General features: G+C 40.9%; 17 protein-coding genes. 11 read left to right on the top strand and 6 right to left on the bottom strand.

Annotation, left to right across the window (positions count from 1 at the left end):
* Positions 1-438: 438 nt before the first annotated feature.
* The 4 genes from G4P69_RS14395 to G4P69_RS14410 all read left to right on the top strand — a co-directional run bounded on the left by G4P69_RS14395 (position 439) and on the right by G4P69_RS14410 (position 5,931).
* Positions 439-636 carry a hypothetical protein gene (locus G4P69_RS14395; RefSeq protein WP_208350433.1) on the top strand — a complete coding sequence of 66 codons (198 nt, stop codon included), beginning with the start codon at positions 439-441 and terminating at the stop codon, positions 634-636.
* Positions 637-1,154: 518 nt separating this feature from the next.
* On the top strand, positions 1,155-1,421 hold the full coding sequence (locus G4P69_RS14400) for a hypothetical protein (protein WP_208350434.1): 267 nt from the start codon (positions 1,155-1,157) through the stop codon (positions 1,419-1,421).
* Between the two features lie 700 nt (positions 1,422-2,121).
* Positions 2,122-4,392 carry a penicillin-binding protein 1C gene (pbpC, locus tag G4P69_RS14405; protein WP_208350460.1) on the top strand — a complete coding sequence of 757 codons (2,271 nt, stop codon included), beginning with the start codon at positions 2,122-2,124 and terminating at the stop codon, positions 4,390-4,392.
* 933 nt (positions 4,393-5,325) lie between these two features.
* Positions 5,326-5,931 (top strand): CAP family protein, encoded by a 606-nt coding sequence (locus tag G4P69_RS14410; protein WP_208344745.1) that lies wholly within the window; start codon positions 5,326-5,328, stop codon positions 5,929-5,931.
* 74 nt (positions 5,932-6,005) lie between these two features.
* Here the strand turns inward: G4P69_RS14410 and G4P69_RS14415 are convergent, their stop codons facing one another.
* From G4P69_RS14415 to G4P69_RS14430, 4 genes are all read right to left on the bottom strand, one after another.
* The gene (locus G4P69_RS14415) at positions 6,006-8,093 is read right to left on the bottom strand and encodes a di-heme oxidoredictase family protein (RefSeq protein ID WP_208344744.1); all 2,088 of its coding nucleotides are present in this window, start codon (positions 8,091-8,093) and stop codon (positions 6,006-6,008) included.
* A gap of 364 nt (positions 8,094-8,457) precedes the next feature.
* On the bottom strand, positions 8,458-9,345 hold the full coding sequence (locus G4P69_RS14420) for an alpha/beta fold hydrolase (protein WP_208344743.1): 888 nt from the start codon (positions 9,343-9,345) through the stop codon (positions 8,458-8,460).
* 120 nt (positions 9,346-9,465) lie between these two features.
* Complete coding sequence (gene aroF / locus G4P69_RS14425; RefSeq protein ID WP_208344742.1) at positions 9,466-10,338, bottom strand: 3-deoxy-7-phosphoheptulonate synthase; 873 nt, start codon at positions 10,336-10,338, stop codon at positions 9,466-9,468.
* Positions 10,339-10,833: 495 nt separating this feature from the next.
* Entirely contained in the window at positions 10,834-12,333 is a 1,500-nt protein-coding gene (locus tag G4P69_RS14430; protein WP_208344741.1) for a PQQ-dependent sugar dehydrogenase, read from the bottom strand.
* Positions 12,334-12,656: 323 nt separating this feature from the next.
* Here G4P69_RS14430 and G4P69_RS14435 point away from each other — a divergent pair, with 323 nt between their 5' ends.
* Together G4P69_RS14435 and G4P69_RS39950 are read left to right on the top strand one after the other, a co-directional pair.
* A complete protein-coding gene (locus G4P69_RS14435) occupies positions 12,657-13,148 on the top strand; it encodes a hypothetical protein (RefSeq protein ID WP_208344740.1) in 492 nt (163 codons plus the stop codon).
* Positions 13,149-13,198: 50 nt separating this feature from the next.
* Positions 13,199-13,330, top strand: a complete 132-nt coding sequence (locus tag G4P69_RS39950; protein ID WP_279605399.1) for a hypothetical protein — start codon at positions 13,199-13,201, stop codon at positions 13,328-13,330.
* A 352-nt stretch (positions 13,331-13,682) separates the two neighbouring features.
* Here the strand turns inward: G4P69_RS39950 and G4P69_RS14440 are convergent, their stop codons facing one another.
* Entirely contained in the window at positions 13,683-14,951 is a 1,269-nt protein-coding gene (locus tag G4P69_RS14440; RefSeq protein ID WP_208350440.1) for an RNA-guided endonuclease InsQ/TnpB family protein, read from the bottom strand.
* 55 nt (positions 14,952-15,006) lie between these two features.
* Here G4P69_RS14440 and G4P69_RS14445 point away from each other — a divergent pair, with 55 nt between their 5' ends.
* The 5 genes from G4P69_RS14445 to G4P69_RS14465 all read left to right on the top strand — a co-directional run bounded on the left by G4P69_RS14445 (position 15,007) and on the right by G4P69_RS14465 (position 18,047).
* Complete coding sequence (locus G4P69_RS14445; protein ID WP_208342754.1) at positions 15,007-15,156, top strand: hypothetical protein; 150 nt, start codon at positions 15,007-15,009, stop codon at positions 15,154-15,156.
* Between the two features lie 96 nt (positions 15,157-15,252).
* Positions 15,253-15,420 (top strand): hypothetical protein, encoded by a 168-nt coding sequence (locus tag G4P69_RS14450; RefSeq protein ID WP_208342752.1) that lies wholly within the window; start codon positions 15,253-15,255, stop codon positions 15,418-15,420.
* Between the two features lie 152 nt (positions 15,421-15,572).
* A complete protein-coding gene (locus tag G4P69_RS14455; protein ID WP_208342750.1) occupies positions 15,573-16,202 on the top strand; it encodes a pentapeptide repeat-containing protein in 630 nt (209 codons plus the stop codon).
* 79 nt (positions 16,203-16,281) lie between these two features.
* Positions 16,282-17,106 carry an SDR family oxidoreductase gene (locus tag G4P69_RS14460; RefSeq protein WP_208342740.1) on the top strand — a complete coding sequence of 275 codons (825 nt, stop codon included), beginning with the start codon at positions 16,282-16,284 and terminating at the stop codon, positions 17,104-17,106.
* A 2-nt stretch (positions 17,107-17,108) separates the two neighbouring features.
* Positions 17,109-18,047, top strand: coding sequence for an alpha/beta fold hydrolase (locus G4P69_RS14465; RefSeq protein WP_208342737.1), 939 nt, complete (start codon positions 17,109-17,111; stop codon positions 18,045-18,047).
* A 4-nt stretch (positions 18,048-18,051) separates the two neighbouring features.
* On the opposite strand, the gene G4P69_RS14470 is transcribed toward G4P69_RS14465, so the two are convergent.
* A complete protein-coding gene (locus tag G4P69_RS14470) occupies positions 18,052-19,035 on the bottom strand; it encodes a Rieske 2Fe-2S domain-containing protein (protein ID WP_208342735.1) in 984 nt (327 codons plus the stop codon).
* Positions 19,036-19,062 lie beyond the last annotated feature (27 nt).

The raw sequence follows: 19,062 nt of genomic DNA on the forward strand, positions 1-19,062 counted from the left end.
ACGCAAATCGACATTGAAAAGTCAACCCAGATTAACGAAATGTAAAATCATTAACGAGCTTATAAATTGTGTCATTATAAGGCTTTTATAAGGCTAAAAACACCTTACAAACTGAAGAATTTTCACGAGGTTTGAGAGGATCCAATTCGGCAATACTTAGAGATACTTATAGCTAAATGTTCCATTTATAATCTTGTACAATTGGCAATTGGTTTGGCATACAGCCAATCATACTTATCTAAAATGTAATAGTTTTATCTTCAAAAACGATATTGATTTTCCCTTGAAAGCAGAGTCTCATATTTTACCACAAAAGTCATAACAAAAGTACTCACAAATCAGGAATAAGTCAGTAATTCTCAGATTCGAACTCAGTTAGCAACAGTGTTTGATGGATATATGAAACCTCTATTTCAATTCAAAAGGAGAAATAAATTCATGTTTAATCGAGTCGTTACGCTTAAGTGCTTGGGAGATGTAGAAGGTCCTAGATTCTTAGATGGTAGAACAAGAGAGGGATCTGTTGGACTGGCACCTGGTACAGATGGAGTTTTTACTGGCACTAGATGGGAAATGACCGATCTAGATGATGATAAATTCCCCTCAGGCCGCCCCCCAGTGCCGCCCCGAAATTAACTAAGGATTTTTGCTCAAAGCCTTACAAGGGCTAGGATCCCGCTAATGAAGCACACCCGCTCTTTAATATAAACTTATTCCCTATAGAGCGCGGGCGCTTCAGCATCTATATACCAGTTGGTATATGGATGCTGAAGTCGGAAAAGCATCAATCAAAGCCAATTGTAGTTTTTTACGCTTATTTGGGTTTAATCTGAACGCTATTCGTTCAATTTAATGATGAGATCCAAAAAGTTATTGATACCCTTGATGATTGCTTGCTAGATATTAGTTCTGGCTCTGAGCATGAACAAGTTGAACTTGAGGATTGAAACGCCCTTTTTATTCGCGATTATATCTCGCGAATAATATGTTTTTTCTAAATTGGGATGCTCCCTTTTATAAGTGCTTCAGGTTTTCTTAGTGCCATTCAACTATAGACAAAAATTTCTAGAAAAAAATTGGTCCTAGATTCTGGAATTGGAATTAGACGCTGTGTATTTACCTTACGAACAAAACCACTTCTATAACTTACCTTTATGAAATCTCTTACTCCAGAATTAATTCGAGCTATAACCCCCATGTTTCTGGCAACTATTGGAGCGGTCATTGGTGTTGCTGTTTTAGTCTCCCCAAAAATCACTGATGCCAAATGGTCTGCGGGGCTTGGACTTGCAGGAACAGCAATTGCAGGTGCTGCTGGTCTTGCTCAAAGTAGCAAAAGTGAGCCTGACTTTTCAGTGAGTAAGCAGGGGGACAACTTGAAAGTTGAAACCCCGAACTCTGAGCCAGCAGATAGACACTAAGAAAGTTTAATGAGAGTCTGGAACGCAATTATATTTATTTTTTGAGCCTTTTCTTATAGTCATAAATGGATCAAATTTAACGTTTATGTTTCTGAAAATATTTCCCCAGCCGAAATCTTTATTAAGAATGTTTGTGTTTTTAAATTTGAAAACAGAAGCAATAGAGTAATTGTGATATGAAAGAATTCAAAATTATGACATTAGGAGCATCAGGCGCAGGAAAAACTGTATTCCTCGCAAGTTTATGTAAACGGCGCATTTTTACAGAAAGACGTTTTTGGTAGCTTGCTTCCTGTACGTTCGCTCATTTTTAACCGCAAGATTTAATTAAGCCTTACGGGGCTTGTAATTCAGGCTGTGCAATGGATTTAGGCATTTTTAGTCCCATAGAGCTTTTGGTCATTTTATGATTTATCGTATGCCTACGGCTAAAATAACCGCCTCTGAAAGCCTTTTATGATAGTCACAAATTTTACATGAAAATAACGATTCACGTAGAAATCTCTTTTATCCTTTTACATTAAGGCTTTAATTCCCCTTCGGATCTCAAAATAAGCGAACGCACAGTGCTTCCCCACACCTCGGTTAATATTGTTCTAAATCCAGAACAGTCTAACCAACGTGGGCTTTCTGCTTAAATGTTGTAAATCAAACCTATTACGGACAAAACTTGAAAAAACCTCAAATTCAACAGCAGAAAATGTGGTATCGAAGGAATCATAGATTCTGTAAAGTACTGTTGGCTTTGCTACTGATGTGCGTGACAGTCCGCTTACTTCCCTATTTAGCCCCCATTAAAGTTGCAGATATTGCACAACAACAGCTAGCGCTTGAATTTACAGATCGCAATGGGTTACCACTAGGCACATTACTGACACGCGACCAAGAACATACAGCAGTTATACCGCTAAATCAGGTTTCTCCGGAATTTATTCATGCTATTTTAGCCGCTGAAGATGGAAGGTTTTACAAACATGGTGCGCTGGATGTAAAGGCGATCGCGCGCGCACTCAACCAAGCAATCCACGCAAAAACAATAGTTTCTGGTGCTTCGACAATCACCATGCAATTAGCACGGATGTTAGCTCAACAGCAACGCACCATATCAGGTAAACTTCAGGAAATTTGGCTATCTTGGCGGTTAGCAGCCGGAATGAGCAAATATGAAATCCTTGGCGCATATATTAACCGTCTACCAATGGGTGGGAATATCTACGGCGTTGAAGCAGCCGCTCGTACTTATTTTTCCATACCTGCTAGTGATTTGAATCTTTCTCAAGCTAGCATTCTTGCTGCTATTCCCAACAATCCCACATACTTCAATCCTTACGATCATTATCAACGTTTGAAGCAGCGCCAAAAATACGTGCTTAATCGTATGGTATTTGATGGGTATATCACTCAATCTCAAGCAGAACGAGCATTTACTGAAGAAATTACATTTCAAGCTCGCCAATTCTCAATTAAAGCACCACACTTTTTGTTTTGGCTAGCTACTCAGTTACCACTACCTCAACTCGCTCCAATCCGCACTACTATAGATCGTCCTTTGCAAGAGTTTGTCCAAGCACAAGTACAGCAAGTTATTTCTACCCTCGCCAGCAATAATGTTCACGATGCTGCCGCTTTAGTGATTGATAACCATACTGGAGAAGTTTTGGCTTACGTCGGTTCACCAAATTACTTTGATCAAGAAACGCTAGGACGCAATGATGGAGTACAGGCGCTACGTCAACCAGGATCTACTCTCAAACCGTTTCTCTATCAATTAGCTTTAGAAAAAGACGTGATTCGCCCTAATACAATTTTGGTAGATGAGCCTGCTCACTATGCAATCCCTGGAGCGAAACTGTATAGTCCTACAGATTATAGCCACAGTTTTCTCGGATCTGTGCGGGTACGTGTAGCGTTAGCAAATTCTCTTAACGTTCCAGCGGTGCGGGTGTTAGAAAAGGTAGGGGTGCAGACTTTTTTGAATCGCCTTCATGATTTAGGATTTACGCACCTGTCTCACTCTGCAGAATATTATGGTTTAGGGTTGACTCTAGGAAGTGGTGAAGTCAGTTTATGGGAATTAGCTAGGGCTTACCTTTCTATGGCAAGATTGGGAGAAGCTATCCCCTTAGTAACAACATTGTCTCGAAGAGAAATTGCAACCACACCTACCACTAAGGTTGAAAATCGGACGACATGGGAATTGATTACGAATATGTTGAGCGATCGCCATGCGCGTGCAACAGCGTTTGGTGTAGATTCAGTGCTAAGTTTACCGTTTCCTGCTGCTGTGAAAACTGGAACCTCCTCGAATTTTCGTGATACTTGGACAGTGGGATGGACTACCGATTACACTGTCGCTACCTGGGTAGGTAATTTCGATGGTCAACCAATGCAACAAGTTTCTGGAGTTACCGGGGCTGCACCTTTGTGGAATCGGATTATGTTACACTTGCACGAGCATCAAGAACCCGCAGATTTTCCACCTCCAGAAGGGATGATACAACTACCTATCTGCGTGAATTCTGGGTTGCGACCTACACCAGATTGTACATCAATAGTACAGGAATATTTCTCTCCAGAACACAAAGTAGACTATGAACATCTATCTGGAAAGAATCAGAACTCGTTAGCGAGTTCACAATTTAATTTTAGTTCTAACAAATTGAAAATTGTATCTCCTCATAACGGCGATTTATTCCTAGTTAATAACCCTGCTTTGGGACATGAAAAATTAGAATTTAAACTAACAGGTACACAGACAAAACCCGTAGAGTGGTGGCTGAACAATCAAAAATTAGCTACACAGTCAACCAATTCTTTATTTTGGAATTTACAACCTGGCCACTGGACTTTGGAAATCAGAAGTGGTGAAATGAGAGAAAAGGTAAGTTTTGAAGTTCAGTTAGCTAATAGAAAACCTAAACATCGAGGGTTCGTAGTGATGGTGTCTAGTATACGAGAATCTTCACCCTAAGCTAGACTATATTGATTGATTTTTAATCGAAAAAGAGAAACTAGGTATTACTATTCTCTACTCAGGTATTATTCTTATCTACCCACCATATTATGATGCTAAAATTACGTTAATTTACGCATTGACATCGTGAAAGCTTTTGACTTATCGTATGTTATCAACAATTAAATTTCTAGCGAAGAAAATTATTGAGCAATTCTTACAAGTGTAAGTTAGCTAACCTTCGCTTCGGTTAGACAAAATCTCGCATCCTATACGGGGTGTGAAGTAACTCGGAATCAAAAGTCATTTTTCAGGGTTTAGCCTCTACCTACGTGGATTAAGAAGACTCATCAATATGAGCTTCAACCAACTTAGGTAAAAGGAGAAGAGGCAAATGGTAATTTTCACTCATAATATTGCGAGTATCATTAGTCATACTTGCAATGGTGTTGTTGTCGAGGGTGCTAGGACTCAACATCAATCAAGCTTGAATTGGAATCGAAGTATTACACAGCAGCGAGTCAATACATGACCGCTCGCGTGCGATCAGCGCTTCTCCTAACTGATATCTTGCACCTGGGCTGTCAGCCACCCAGCCAGCGATTTAAATCGCTGGCTGATAGCTAAAGTCCTCTCAAGAGGACTGATCAAGAATTTCAGTCCATTTCAATGGACTTAAGCTATTAGCCCTGCACTTAAGTGTAGGGCGGGATATCGGGCTGATTCAGAATGGTGCAAGATATCAGCTAACGGAAAGGCTGCGCCAACGCCGCTGCGCTAACGCGATCGCATTTGAAATTGACATAATCGCATTTGGAATTGACATACAAGACTTACAAACTCTAAGTCAACCCAGGAATAACACTATCTGACTGTTCAAATCTGAACCGTTTTAGCAGTGTTATTCACAAGATTTCGTAAAAACACAAAATAGCTTCTTTAGACGTGCTTATGATCACTCGTGCAAATCAAAAGCGATTCCTTGAGATAACTGTGTCATGTTTAGCGACTATTGTTCCATTGGGAATGTTTAGTAATGGCATCGCTTTGGGGCAAACAGCCGACCAGTTAACAAAGTTTCGGTCTGAGGCTTTGAACGAACATAATGCTAAGCGAGCTCTTCATCCTATCAACCCTCTAACCTTAGCACCAGAAACTGACGAGTTGAACGCAGGCTCTCAACAATGGGCGGAACATTTGCTTGAACTCGGAAAGCTTCAGCACAGTTCTTCTCAAGAGCGCAATGGTGCCGGAGAGAACTTATACGTCGTTTACACCACACGAAGCTATGAGGCAGATCAGGTTGCCAAACAAGCAGTTGATCGCTGGTATGGTGAGATAACAAACTATGACTACAACAACCCAACGTTTAGTTCAGCTACTGGACATTTTACTCAAGTAGTCTGGAAGAACACTACGACATTAGGCTGCGGTTATGCAGAAGGAGCTAAAACCGTAAACGGGATTACTTACAATGCATACTATACGGTCTGTCGATATAGTCCTGCTGGTAATGTACTAGGTGAGTTCGAGGACAACGTGCTGCCACCAAAATGAATCAATTATAAAAAGGAGTCAGAAGACAGGAGTCAGAATTCATGCTGACTCCTGACTCCTGAATTCTTCTTTACCTAGAAACTACCAGGGTTGTCATCAAGTGCGAGCAGAAAATTGATGAGATCTGTTTGCTCTTTAGGATTAAATCCAGCTTGCCTATCGACATAAAATTCATGACCTGTACCATCAACGTTACTACTCACTAAACCAGGGTTAGCTTTGTTGGCTTGCACAACTAAAGCACGAAGATCACGATCCACCAAAGCACGCAAGCTACTAGCAGCATCCGCTGGTATCCCTTGACTGAGAGTGCCATTCAATCCTAAACCATTTCGATCAACAACAGTAAAGCTGCCATTTGGACGAACTTCAAGACTTCCGGCTCGTACTGCTACGCCACCATCATGCAAATATGGTGCACTCAAATAAAGACCACGTAGGGAAGGCGTTTTGTAAGCACCATTCGGCAAGATCTCTTTGGGTAAGGTTGTGGGACTATCAGAGATGCCATCCGTTGGTATATTTAGGACTTCAGCGTTATCAGGTACGGGAACAGAAGTGTCAAAAGTGTATAGCTTTGGTGGCACTAACAAGTTATTCAGTGCTAAGCGGGACTGACCACGCGCTGGGTTCGTACGAATTTGCTCAAGGGGATGAATTTTATTGTCGGTAAAGAAGGGTGGAATATGACAAACTGCACAATTGGCTTTCTCAAAAACTTTTGCCCCCCGCTCAACAGAATTATTCTTCAATGCTTCCTGATTTTCCGAAGTCCGATTGGCAGGCGGTACTAAGCTATTTTGGAAAGCAGACATGGCATTGTTAGCAAAGAGAAAAGTCCCACTAGCAACATCATCTGAGTTTCCAGTATTAGGGCTGAAAATCAAGCCATTGAATGTAAAAAGGCTGGGTTGCAGGTTTGGATAAGTTCCGCTACCAGGAGCAACAACTTGGTCTTCTAATTCTGCCTTTGCAATATCTGGTGCAATTGTCCGCAACCACTCTGAGGGTTTTACTGTAACTCCTTCCGGTAAACGTAATCTTGGATCGGCAGAGTTCTGAATGCTTGTACCAATATAAACTTCTGGGTCAATGCCAAGAGTTTTTGCAATAAGCTGTGAAGATGCTAGAACATTAATTTCTGAGGAGTGAACAGCATTGTTAAAAGCACTCAATCCTCCAAACGGACCAAGAGCGCCGCTCTCTCCAGACCAGCCATAAGGGTGACTCTTAAACGTGAAAACGTTGGGAATCTGGGCGGTATTTTTAATGCCGTCTGTTGAACTCTCGAAGTTACCAAAAGGTAAGTCTAGTAATATATCATCAAAAGCTTTCTCAAACTTCTCAGGATCTGGTAATTTTACTAAATTACCTTGGCTGTCAATAATCGTTTTGCCATTACCTTGATATTGTGGATCTAGGGGATTGATTTTTGTACGTGAAAATCCAGAAGCCGAATTTGGTGCCAAAGCGAGAAACAAGGGAAAGGCAATTTCACTATTGGCAACCCCTACAAGACGTTTACCCTCCTTTGAAACACTAGCATGACATAATGCACAAGTAATGTTGCCATTTGGTACAGATCCCAACGGGGTAGTGTTCCCTTTTTCGATTTTTAAGCCTGTGTTGATAACAGTTCCTTTGGGAAAAGTCCGACTACCTAAGGTAATATCTTTTTGAAGAGTAATTTGTAAATTTGTCGTCGGCTGACCTTGCAATTTGGAAATTGCTACAGTAAATTCGTCTGAGAGCAAATTTATACCTTGTCCAAGACCGAATACTCCTTGCAAACCGAATGTGTCACCAATTTTACGGTTGAGAAATATATCTTCACCTTTTGCGATTAATTCTTGAGTGATTTCAACTGCTCCGACTCTCTTGTAAGAAACGGGGTCTTTAGGATTAAGTCCTTTACTTGTAACGAGTTCTGACGCTTCTTGAGGACTAAGCAGTTTGCCAAAATAATCGTAATATCCTAACGGTTGAGTCGGTGCAGGTTGTAGGAGATTAATCTGGGCGAAAGTTTTTTGACTTGTTGTCAAAACATTGGATAAAACTATACTACAAAAACTAATAAAAAATACACAGATCAGTAAGGGAAGCTTCGCTTTGAAGACGTATAGTCTCCTAACTAAGCCAATAGCAGGATAATTTTTTTTCATTGCGTATTACGGAATGAAGTTGAATGACTTTGGGCTTACATGGCACATGAAAAATAATATCTATCGATAGATAGATATAGATTTTTTATGTTTCTGCAATTTGTTTTCAGTTGTTTCGCTTAGCGGCATAGAGTACATTTTTCGTATCTATTGAATAGATAACGCATTCATGTACGCAGAAAGCACAACAAGAGAGTAAAACAAGCTGCTGCTCTTTACGTAAGACCGATTGAAGAATACAATACTTGACCCCGTAATAGCTTTGTTGCCAACTTGGCACATATAATATTATCGTCTGGCCGTAACGCACCATTTATGAGCGATTAGTGCGTTACAGCTTTCCGTTTGACACGCCCTAGAATAATTAATCCTGGTCTAACCACTCCACAATGTGTCGATTCACAATATCTGGTACTTCATCGTGAGGGCAATGCCCAGCATTAGGAATAGGAATGATTTTAATATCTTTACCATTCTCCCGCGCTTGAGCGTAAATTTGCGCCCCAGTAATTGGCGTCCAAGGATCAGCCTCACCCCAAATAACTAACAATGGACTTTCAACTTTAGGTAACAATTCTACTGGACTTGGGCCAGGTGGTGCTGCGATGACAGAGGCAAAAACTTGCTGTGCTCCAGGGTCACAAGATGGAGCATAAAGTAAATCAACCAGTTCATCTGTCACTGCTTCTGGATTCCGATACACTTGGTACAAGGTACGGCGAATTTGGGATTTTTGGCGGATCCGGTCAAAGAAAAATTTACCTGTAATGGGATGACGAACTAAGCCGTTAAATGCTGCCATAACAATGCTTAGTGCGGGGTTAAGTTCATTACGACGATGACTTAAACCACCAGCAGAGTTAATTAAAACCGCACCCTCAGCAATTTCTGGATGTTCTGCCACTACCATTAAGCTTATTAGTGCGCCAATGGAATTGCCGATAAATACTGCGGGTTCTTTAATATTTGCTACGGAAAAATCCTTGAGCAATTCGACCCATAATTGTAAACTGTATTTTAGCGGCGGTTTAGCCGAACCACCAAACCCTAACAGATCAATAGCAAAAACTCGGTAACCAGCATTTGCTAAAACAGGAATATTTTTTCGCCAATGTCCAATAGAAGCACCAAAGCCGTGTACCAACACTAAGGGTTTGCCAGTACCCATAACAGTGTATTTAATTTTGTGACCCTGCCAATTCCAAAAAAGACTCTCAAATGAGGTTGGTAGCTGTTGTGTATTTACAGTCATTATTAAGATTTGTAAACTATTTTCTTATATAATAGCTCAATAGCTTGTACGGTAGGATTTTCCCTTAATATTCAGTGAGACAGGGCTATACGGTTCCCTGTCCCATAAAATCAAAGTTGACTAAGCTGCACAATAAATAGGGGTGGATTTGCAACCCACCCCAACTGTTTTAGATATACTGCGACCAACTGCTGCTGCTACAGGTTCTAAATCATGAACTAAATTGACCATATCTTCTAAAGAAAGTGCTTGACGTGCATCGGAGATTGATTTTTCTGGCTCTGGGTGACACTCAATAATCAGTCCATCTGCGCCACAAGCGACAGCCGCTTTAGCCACAGGTGCTATCAGTTCTCGCTTACCTACTGCGTGGGAAGGATCTACAATCACCGGTAGGTGAGTTATTTGCTTGAGTGCGGCTACTGCTGCTAGATCCAACACGTTACGAGTGTAACTATCGAAGCTCCGAATACCTCGCTCGCACAGAATTACATTCGGATTTCCGTGGCTTAAAATATATTCGGCTGCCATAACGAATTCTTCTATTGTTGCTGCTAATCCACGTTTGAGAAGTATCGGTTTGCTTACCTGCCCTAAAGCTTTCAGTAAATCGAAGTTCTGCATGTTGCGGCTACCTACTTGAAGCATATCAACATGGGTAGCGACTGATTCAATTTGTGAAACTGACATGACTTCGGTAACGACTGGGAAACCGTAGCGCGATCGCACTCCTGCTAAAATTTCTAGTCCTTCCTCTCCCATTCCCTGGAAAGCGTAGGGAGAGGTTCTGGGTTTGTAGACACCACCGCGTAGAGCATGAATAGGAGCAGTTGATAGCATTTGGGCAACTATCTCCATTTGTTCGCGACTTTCAACAGCGCATGGTCCACCAATAATTACCAGTTCGTTACCGCCACACGCGATTTCTTCAGAGATATTTACAATTGTCTGACTGTGAGGATGGGATTTGGCAGCTAATTTAGCGTTGATCATGACTAGATTCTCCTTAAGAATTAGGTGATGGGTGTCAGGTGAAAGAAATAGAACTAACAAAAAAGCCCGGAACCTTTTTTGTTCCGGGCTGTAGCGTTTTATCGGCATGACGCTATTTACCCGGAATGAGGGCTCCAAAAGTAAAAACCATAAAACCAGTTGCTTAAATAAGTCATCACGATAAAATTTGCTCCTTAAAAAACAAAACCGCAGAACTTAGTCTGCGGTTCACTGGGCGATTTCCATGTGGAAATTTAATTCACTCCCAGTGAACCGCCCTATACCAAAAATAAAAATAAGAATAATTATTGAACATTTTTTCGCCGCTCTGCTTTAATGAATGATTTAATGTAATTATACCTTCCCTGAAGGCTAACACAGAGAATCATCTCTGTCAAGACCCCCGTGATTATGGACTTTGAAATTTCTATCAACCTATGCCCCATGCCCCATTCCCTATGCCCCATGCCCCATTCCCTATGCCCCATGCCCATCTTAACCCGACTGTCCAGAAGAAACTATTTTTCTAACTTTGCCGTCGCTCTTAGATGTTACGTAGAGTTCTCTTTGCTCATCTATTCCGAATCGGGCTTCTGAGCGACTGTTCCCGACTATTTGTAGAAAAGACCGTTCCTGAGTACCATCAAACAATCGGAGCTCATTAATAGTTGCCTGTTGACCATCAATTAGGTTATCTACAGGAACATTAAAAAATCGACCATCATTAGCAAAGTCAGCAAAAATATACTGACCGACTAGTTCAGGAATGACACTACCTCGATATACAAAACCACCAGCGATCGCGATCCCATAAAATCCCACAGCATCCGGGGGTATATCATGCTCATATTGAGCCACAGGGTAGGTGTAGTTAAAATCAACATCATTAGCAGGTAATGGAAAAATAACGTTTATATTGTTTCTATCGGTCAAGAAAGTACCTTCTCGATCTGGCCAACCATAATTAGCTCCTTTCTTTCCGAGATTCACTTCTTCGATAAAAGCCTGACCTATATCCGAAATCAACATTTTACCATCGCCACCTGTATCCCAGCTGAAACGATGAGGATTACGCAGCCCATAAGCCCAAATTTCACCCAGCGTTGCTGAGTTCCCACTATTTACAAAAGGGTTATCGGAAGGAATGCCATATTTTCCATTAGCACTATTATTACCGAGAGGATCAATCCGGAGAATTTTTCCCAGTGGTGTACTTAGATCCTGTGCATTATCGAGAGGATCGGTTCTCCCTACAGGAAAGCCATCACTTCCGCCGTCACCTGTTGCAATGTAGAGCATCCCATAATCTGCATCACCAGGATTAGCATTAGGATTAAAAGCCAGTTGTCCTAAGTTGTGATCTCCATAAGGTTGTTCAATACGGATCAGTTCCCGAAATGTTCCAGAAAAAGTGTTTGCGGTAGGATCACTAGCAGTCCACTCACGAATTACATCGTGATGAGAACTGGCTATAACATTCTTATTGTTATCAACAACTGTCTTTATAACTGGAAAATCAGGTGTTCCGGTATCTTTATTTTCAGCATGCACTGTGTAAAATAACCCATTCGTGGCAAATTGCGGATGGAAGGCAAAGTATGAAAATCCTTGTTGACTATTGTCACGAAATCCTGCGCCTACAACACTTTTCAGATCCAAATAAACGCTAGCAACACCATTGATAATGATATATAGCTTACCGTGGGTATCGTTTACGAATGACCTCCCACTGCCATCCTTAGCGTTAGCGAGCAAGTTCAATTGAGCAGATGGCTGATCTGCACTTCCACTATCAGGAATTTTTACAATTTCTTGCAATCCCACGGCAAGACCTGACTTTACAATTGGATCAGGAATAGGATTTGTTGTTATTTGAGCAAAGGCAATGGTGGAAAAAGTGACTGTTAAAAAAAGAATAAGACAGAACCAAGGCCAGGAGATAAATTCCTTGATATAGTTAGATATTCTCCGCTTATTATCGCTTTTTGATAACATAGAGTGTTATTTTTTGTTGAGAGATTGGGTATTATATCATGCCATCATGTTGATTTTAATCGTGTTTTTACTGTACTCCCGCAATGAATATAATGATTACTACCTCAAGTCATAAGCTACAAACAGAGGGAAAGAAACTGCAAGTAAACTTTTGGATAAACTTACACATCCTTAATCTTTTTTTTGTAATTTTTACTTTTTACTTTTTACTTTTGGCTTGTTGTACTAGATTTATAAGTCATAAAGAAAAAAATACCGATAATACCCTATTACCACTTTTCCATATCTCTATCATTATTTGATCAAGACTACCAAGTTTGATTATGCCCAGTCCCAAAATCTTAGCCTCATCTTTCAACGGTCAGGACGTCTATCCCTGCCCAGTCTGTCGCGTAGGCAAAATTACTCATATGCCTCTAATGGAGGCTATGTCTTGTGACTTCTGCCAGCAGATCTTTAGCGTTAATATAGAGGAGCAGCAGATAAAGATGCCTTCTAGACAACCCCCACTGATTTGGCGTTGGAACGGCTTTAACTGGACGCAAGCTCATGTAGAGGGTGTAGAATTTGGCTGGAGCTATGTGCTAGCAGCAGTTGCATTTATACTCTTCCCCACCGCCCTCATTGGAATAGTAGCTTACTATTTCCCTCCCCGTCCAGATACTCCCTTATCTTGGGTACCTTATATCTGGACAGGATTAACCTTCATATCCCATTCAGCAATTATTGTTTGGCTTTTGATTGAAGTCTATCAAATTCCACTTAGAGCTTATTGGAGAGGCATACGTAACATACTCAGAACTCCTAGCTTTTAACCGCTCAATAAAAGTTGGATCTTTTGCAGATCCGTTGGTAGAATCGGAGTATGGGTGAGCGAAACACCCCCACGACGATACTATTTTTTTGCCTAACGCGCCAATGGGTAGGTGTTGAGAAAGAGACACAAGAACTAATGGCTGGACTGCTCGTTGTACAACGCTTTGACCGCATCACCTAATCTTAGATACCTGTCTAAAGTGCAGTGGTAGGTTGGGTTGAACGAAGTGAAACCCAACAAAATCCTAAAAATGTTGGGTTTCGTCCCTCAACCCAACCTACACAATTTTAGGCTTTAGGCTTTAACTGAACCGTATTGGTCTATTACCTACCTTCACTGTTAAGTTCACACCTCCAACAAGATTGGGATATGTCCAAGAAACAAAGGAGATTTAAGGCTGTTAGCCGTCTTGAAAATGTGGAAATCCTTATCCAAGAACCATGCCAGGTTCGGTGGACAGATATGGAAGGGGATGATCATGTGAGAAAATGTCACTATTTTGAGCCACTCCCCCGAATAGAATTCGGGGGATTCAGGCGTAGAGCCGCCAGGGATGGGTCAAACACCCCCTACTGATTTGGCTGAGGTCAAGCCCCATCCTCACCGCTACTTTGCGAAGTATATTACCCGCACCATTGAGATCCGCGTTGACTTCAAAACCGGCTGACGTTCTGAACAATCCTCTCTTAACGCGAGTTCCAGAAAATTCGTACCCTTCGGGTTTCTCACCGAATGCAGGCACTAAATCTTCATCCAAAAAACTTGCCTTAGAAGTGTACGCTTCCTCAGCCTCAACAAAATTAATCCCGTGCAAAATGCATAACTGCTCAACTCTTTTTCTAAGCTTGGCGGTGGGAATTTGCACGAAATTTTGATTGTTCCGGGAACCGATATCTATACCCTGTTTTTGTTCCTTGTTGCAACCAAAAACAACTGTATTAACTGAGTTACCCAAACACCAATTAATAATTGTTTTTGCTACCACATTAACCGCGTTTCTCATTTGACGGTTCCGCTTATCGGTTAATCGCTGCATTCTTTTGGTGAAGAAACCGGATTCTCCAAGGTATTTATCCACTGCTCCTTGCAATGCAGCCTTTGTCTTGTTGTAGTACTGGTTAACGGATTTAAGACGCTTGCCAGAGATTAAAAAAGATTTCCCGTTGGTACAAACCGCAGACACCCAGTTGTTTAAACCCGGATCAATTCCTAGCGCATTACTGCCAGTGGCTTGTACTTGTGGGGAGATCTCGTACACGTACTCTGTGTACCATGTACCGTGAGATGGAATAAATCTCAACTCCTTAATCTGTTTGTCCCACAACCGTTGAGGGTAGGGCAAGGTTATTGAATCAATCCCTTCAAAAAAGGCTTTACCAGCTCTGCCTAAAGGAATTTGTATCCACCTACGGTCTTTGTCTTCTATTACCTTGAGTGCTTGACCAGGATAAACTATTTGGTACAGCCCACCCTTAGTCCGGTAGTGCGGCAGTCTAGGCTTTTCTTTTAATTCCCCATTCTTAAACATTCGTTCTAGTTCTCGAAATGAAGAAAAAGATTCAGCGACACTTTTTAGTGTTTGTTGTCCAGCTTGAGAATGCATGATTTTGTAGTTTTCATCAACTTTCAAATCGCTGCATAATTTGGAATAACCAACAAATCTTTTTTCTTTAAAATACCTTTGACGGTTTACATAGACTCCTGTGTTGTACAGGCTGTTTGATGCCATAGCCAGAACTTTAAGTATCTGTTGGGTTGTGGCATCTGGTTTAGTTAAATCTTTTTGTGTTCCTATTTCCACTTTGTTTAAAGTTGGGTTATACTCCTAAAATAAGACAAAAACACCCTTAAAGTCAATGGCTAGACAAAAAAAATTTCAACTTTGGTTGACAGATGATGAGTACAATCTTTTAAAAAGTGTTGCGGATAAAAAGAATGTACCGATGGGTGAAATTCTCAGGGATTACATCAAGGATTTAGCCAAGAAGAGTACTCACGGGGAATAAATTCCCCCGTGTCGTCTTTCATCCCCGGTCTAAAGACACGGGGCTTTCAGCCTCCCGCACTATCTTGGTAAATTAAATGTTTACAACTTTATAGGCATGTCTCTTGAAGAAATTCTCAACTTGATTAATCTGCATGAAGAAAAACTTTGCGCTCAACTTTATGCTCGTGCTGATGGTACGATGACGATGGAACCTTGCAGGGAAAAACAAGAAGATAATAATATTGTTAGAGGTAGGATCCGAGTAACTAACAAAGAACGGTAAAAAAAGTTACTTTTTTAGTGTGGAGAATTTGAAACAACGAAACTTGGTAATGCACATTACGGTGAATTTGTACAGTGGGTAAGCTCTAAAAAGAATTCAGCAGATAGACGATGGATAACTCATAATGAAGATGATTGTCCATCAAGAGTGATATGAGTGAGCTGGAGCGGTACTACAGGGTGTTAGATTTGGAACCTGGAGCAACACTAGAAGAAGTGAACCAGGCTTACAAGGATTTGGCTTTTATCTGGCATCCTGATCGTATCCCAAATGATAATCCCCGCTTACAACAGAAAGCGCAAAAAAAGCTGCAAGAAATAAATGAAGCTAGGGAACAATTACGTTCTCTAAAACAGAAGTATCAAAATACACAATGGGAAAAGCCACCGCAAAAAACCTATCAACCACCGAAGCAAAACTCAGACTTAAGTGGTAGGGATTTCAGTCGAGCCAACTTGAAGGGTAGAGATTTATCTAGAAGAAACTTAAGCTATGCGAACTTAAGCGGTGCAAATCTCAGTGATACTTTTATGCACAAAGCTAATCTCAGAGGAGCAAATTTATCTGAAGCAAATTTGTTTAGAGCCAACCTTCTGTTGTCTGACATGAGAGAAGCAAATTTGCGATTTTCAAACTTAATTGGAGCGGATCTGAGCGGAGCGGATTTGCGAGGAGCAGACTTAACAGGAGCGCGGATTCGGTCTGGCGATCGCCTACTTGTTAAAATGATTGGGACTAACTTAGCTGGTGCAATTATGCCTGATGGGAAAATTTATGAGTAATACTGGAACAATTGTGTTTTGTTTACCTGCAATGTGCAAAAATCAGCTACGATATACAATTTTAACTCCTTGATTAATTATGAATATTGCTATTATAGGTTGTGGTTATGTCGGTTGCAAGGTTGCTGAATATTGGCAGCAAGAGAAGTCTTTTGTTGTGACAGCCACTACAACCAGTCCTGAACGCGTTCCTACATTAGAAGCAGTAGCACAAAAAGTAGAAGTATTAAAAGGCAGTGATGCTGAAAGTCTAAAATCAATCTTAAAAAATCAAGAGACTGTACTCTTAAGTGTTGCTGCCAAAGGTGCTGATTTTTATCAAGAAACTTATCTGCATACTGCCCAAACTTTAGTTTCTGTCTTAAAGCAGATTCCGAGTGTACAACACTTGATATATACAGGAAGTTATTCTGTTTATGGTGATAAAAATGGGGAATGGGTCGATGAAGAATCTCCCGTTGCACCAACAAACGTTTCTGGGGAAATCCTTAGTAAGACTGAACAAGTTTTACTATCAGCAAACAGTCAAAGCCTTCGCGTGTGCATCTTGCGGTTAGGAGGAATCTATGGCCCAAATAGAGAATTGGTAAAGATATTTAGTCGATATGCAGGAACAACTCGACCAGGTGATGGGGAGGACGTAACAAATTGGGTTCATCTAGATGATATTGTTGCTGCGATAGAGTTTGTCCGTGAAAAGAAACTCGAAGGTATTTATAATTTAGTTGACGATGCACATCTGAGAAGTCGAGAATTACTAAACCAAATTTTCGAGAAACACAGTTTGCCTAATGTTACGTGGGATCCTACCCAGAAAAGTACTCGTCCCTACAACGCTAGGGTATCCAATCAAAAGATAAAAGACGCAGGTTATCAGTTGATTCACCCCCAAATGATTTTTTAAACATGAGCACTCAAACTAAAACCAAATCTCCCACCCAGTTTTACACTTGGAAAAATTACCGTTGTGCATACGAAGTTCACAACCCACTCAATTCATCACCTGAAGGTACCCCTCTGCTGTTAATTCATCCAATTGGTGTGGGGTTATCGCGTCAATTTTGGCAACGATTTTATCATGAATGGGATAAGCAAGAACAACGTAATTTGATTTACAACCCTGATTTACTAGGATGTGGTGAAAGTGATATGCCTCATGTAGGCTACACTGCTGTTGATTGGGCGGAACAGTTGCAGCATTTTTTACGCACAGTGGTACAAAAACCTGTGATCGTGTTGGTACAAGGTGCTTTAATGGCTGTTGCAATTGAATTAGTTCAAAAAGAACCCAATTTAATTGCAGGACTTATACTAGCAGGTCCACCAGCTTGGGCTATAACTACTAAAAGAATACCAGAGTCACGGCAAAAAATTATTTGGAATCTTTTAGATTCACCTCTGGGAAATGCTTTTTATCGATATGCTCGTCGTGAGAATTTTTTGCGCAATTTCTCAACTCGTCAGCTGTTTGACAAGAGTGATGCTGTAGATGCTGAATGGTTGAATACATTGCGCAAGGGTGCAGAAAATCCTGCTAGTCGCCATGCAGTTTTTTCTTTTTTAGCTGGCTTTTGGCGGAAGGATTATACTAACGCGATCGCGTCTATCAACAAACCCACACTAATAGTTATCGGTGAGACAGCATCAAGTATTGGTAAAGAGGGTAAACAAGAAACACCAGACGAGCGCTTGGCTGATTACCTGAAGTATTTACCCCAAGGTCGTAGTATAAAAATTCCGGGTCGTAATGTTTTACCATATGAATCGACGACCGAGTTTGTTAAGGCGATAGCTTCGCTGCTGCGTGAAGCGCAGATCGCGCCTTTTGTCGCTGAATTATCTTAACTGCTTATCGCGACAAGTTCGGTTCGACAATTTCTGACCAGTTTTCAAAATTGCGCCTAACCCAATCCATCCCAACTTCATTATTTAGCTTAATTTTTTGGGGTGTGTTTGGGTAGATTTTGTGCAGTATATCAGTATCTTGCTCTACAATAACTCTCGCAAAGTTGAGAAAACTCTGTCCAAGAAACTTAAGTGCAGGATTATTGATGATCCCATACATAATCACATAAGTGCGCGTACAAGTTTCCGACTCTGGTACAAACAAGTGGATCTGAGCTACTTTACCAAGTCCTGTTTTCCCGTGAAATATCACTAAGTGCGGAAAGTGATTTTCTAAATGAGCTTTTAGGACTTTTGGTAAAAGTAACAAACTAGGATTGCTGATTTTTTCAGCCCAACTGCTGAATGATGTAACATTAGTTAAGAATGCGTGAGATTGATGTCCATTGTCAATAAACTGCTCAAAACGAACTTCCTCAATCCTAAATAAAGGGCGATGGGTACCGTTTTGGTGATTGTAATCGTGCATGTTTAACAGCATACTTAGCAAATCCGTTTTCACGCTGGTATCACCTGCATGACCAATAAACTCATACTGCGAAGCAATCTCATTCAAGATATTAGGGATCGGTATTTTAGGCTCATAACCACCATAAGACCAAATAAAATCACCTTGAATAATCAGTTCTAGCGGCTTGATTTGCGGTAATGTTTTCTTGTTGGAACCTGGCAAAACCGTACATCCTTCACCATCAAACTCAAGTGCATGAAAAGGACAAACGACTACGCTCGTTTTATCTTCACCCTCTTGACACCACCCTTCAGACAGCATAGCTCCCATGTGTGGACAAGTATTGGGTAAAGCGCTCACTTTACCAGTTCTATCTTTCCAAAGTACATAGTCTTCACCGTAAAGAGATATCTTTTTCGGCTTATTGACTTCTAGCATAGATTTGTGTGCTAATAGCCAGGGTGCACCAACGAGCATAGACATAGGTGTTACTCTCCTGATTTA

This window comes from Aetokthonos hydrillicola CCALA 1050 (assembly GCF_017591665.1).
GTDB classification, from domain to species: domain Bacteria; phylum Cyanobacteriota; class Cyanobacteriia; order Cyanobacteriales; family Nostocaceae; genus Aetokthonos; species Aetokthonos hydrillicola.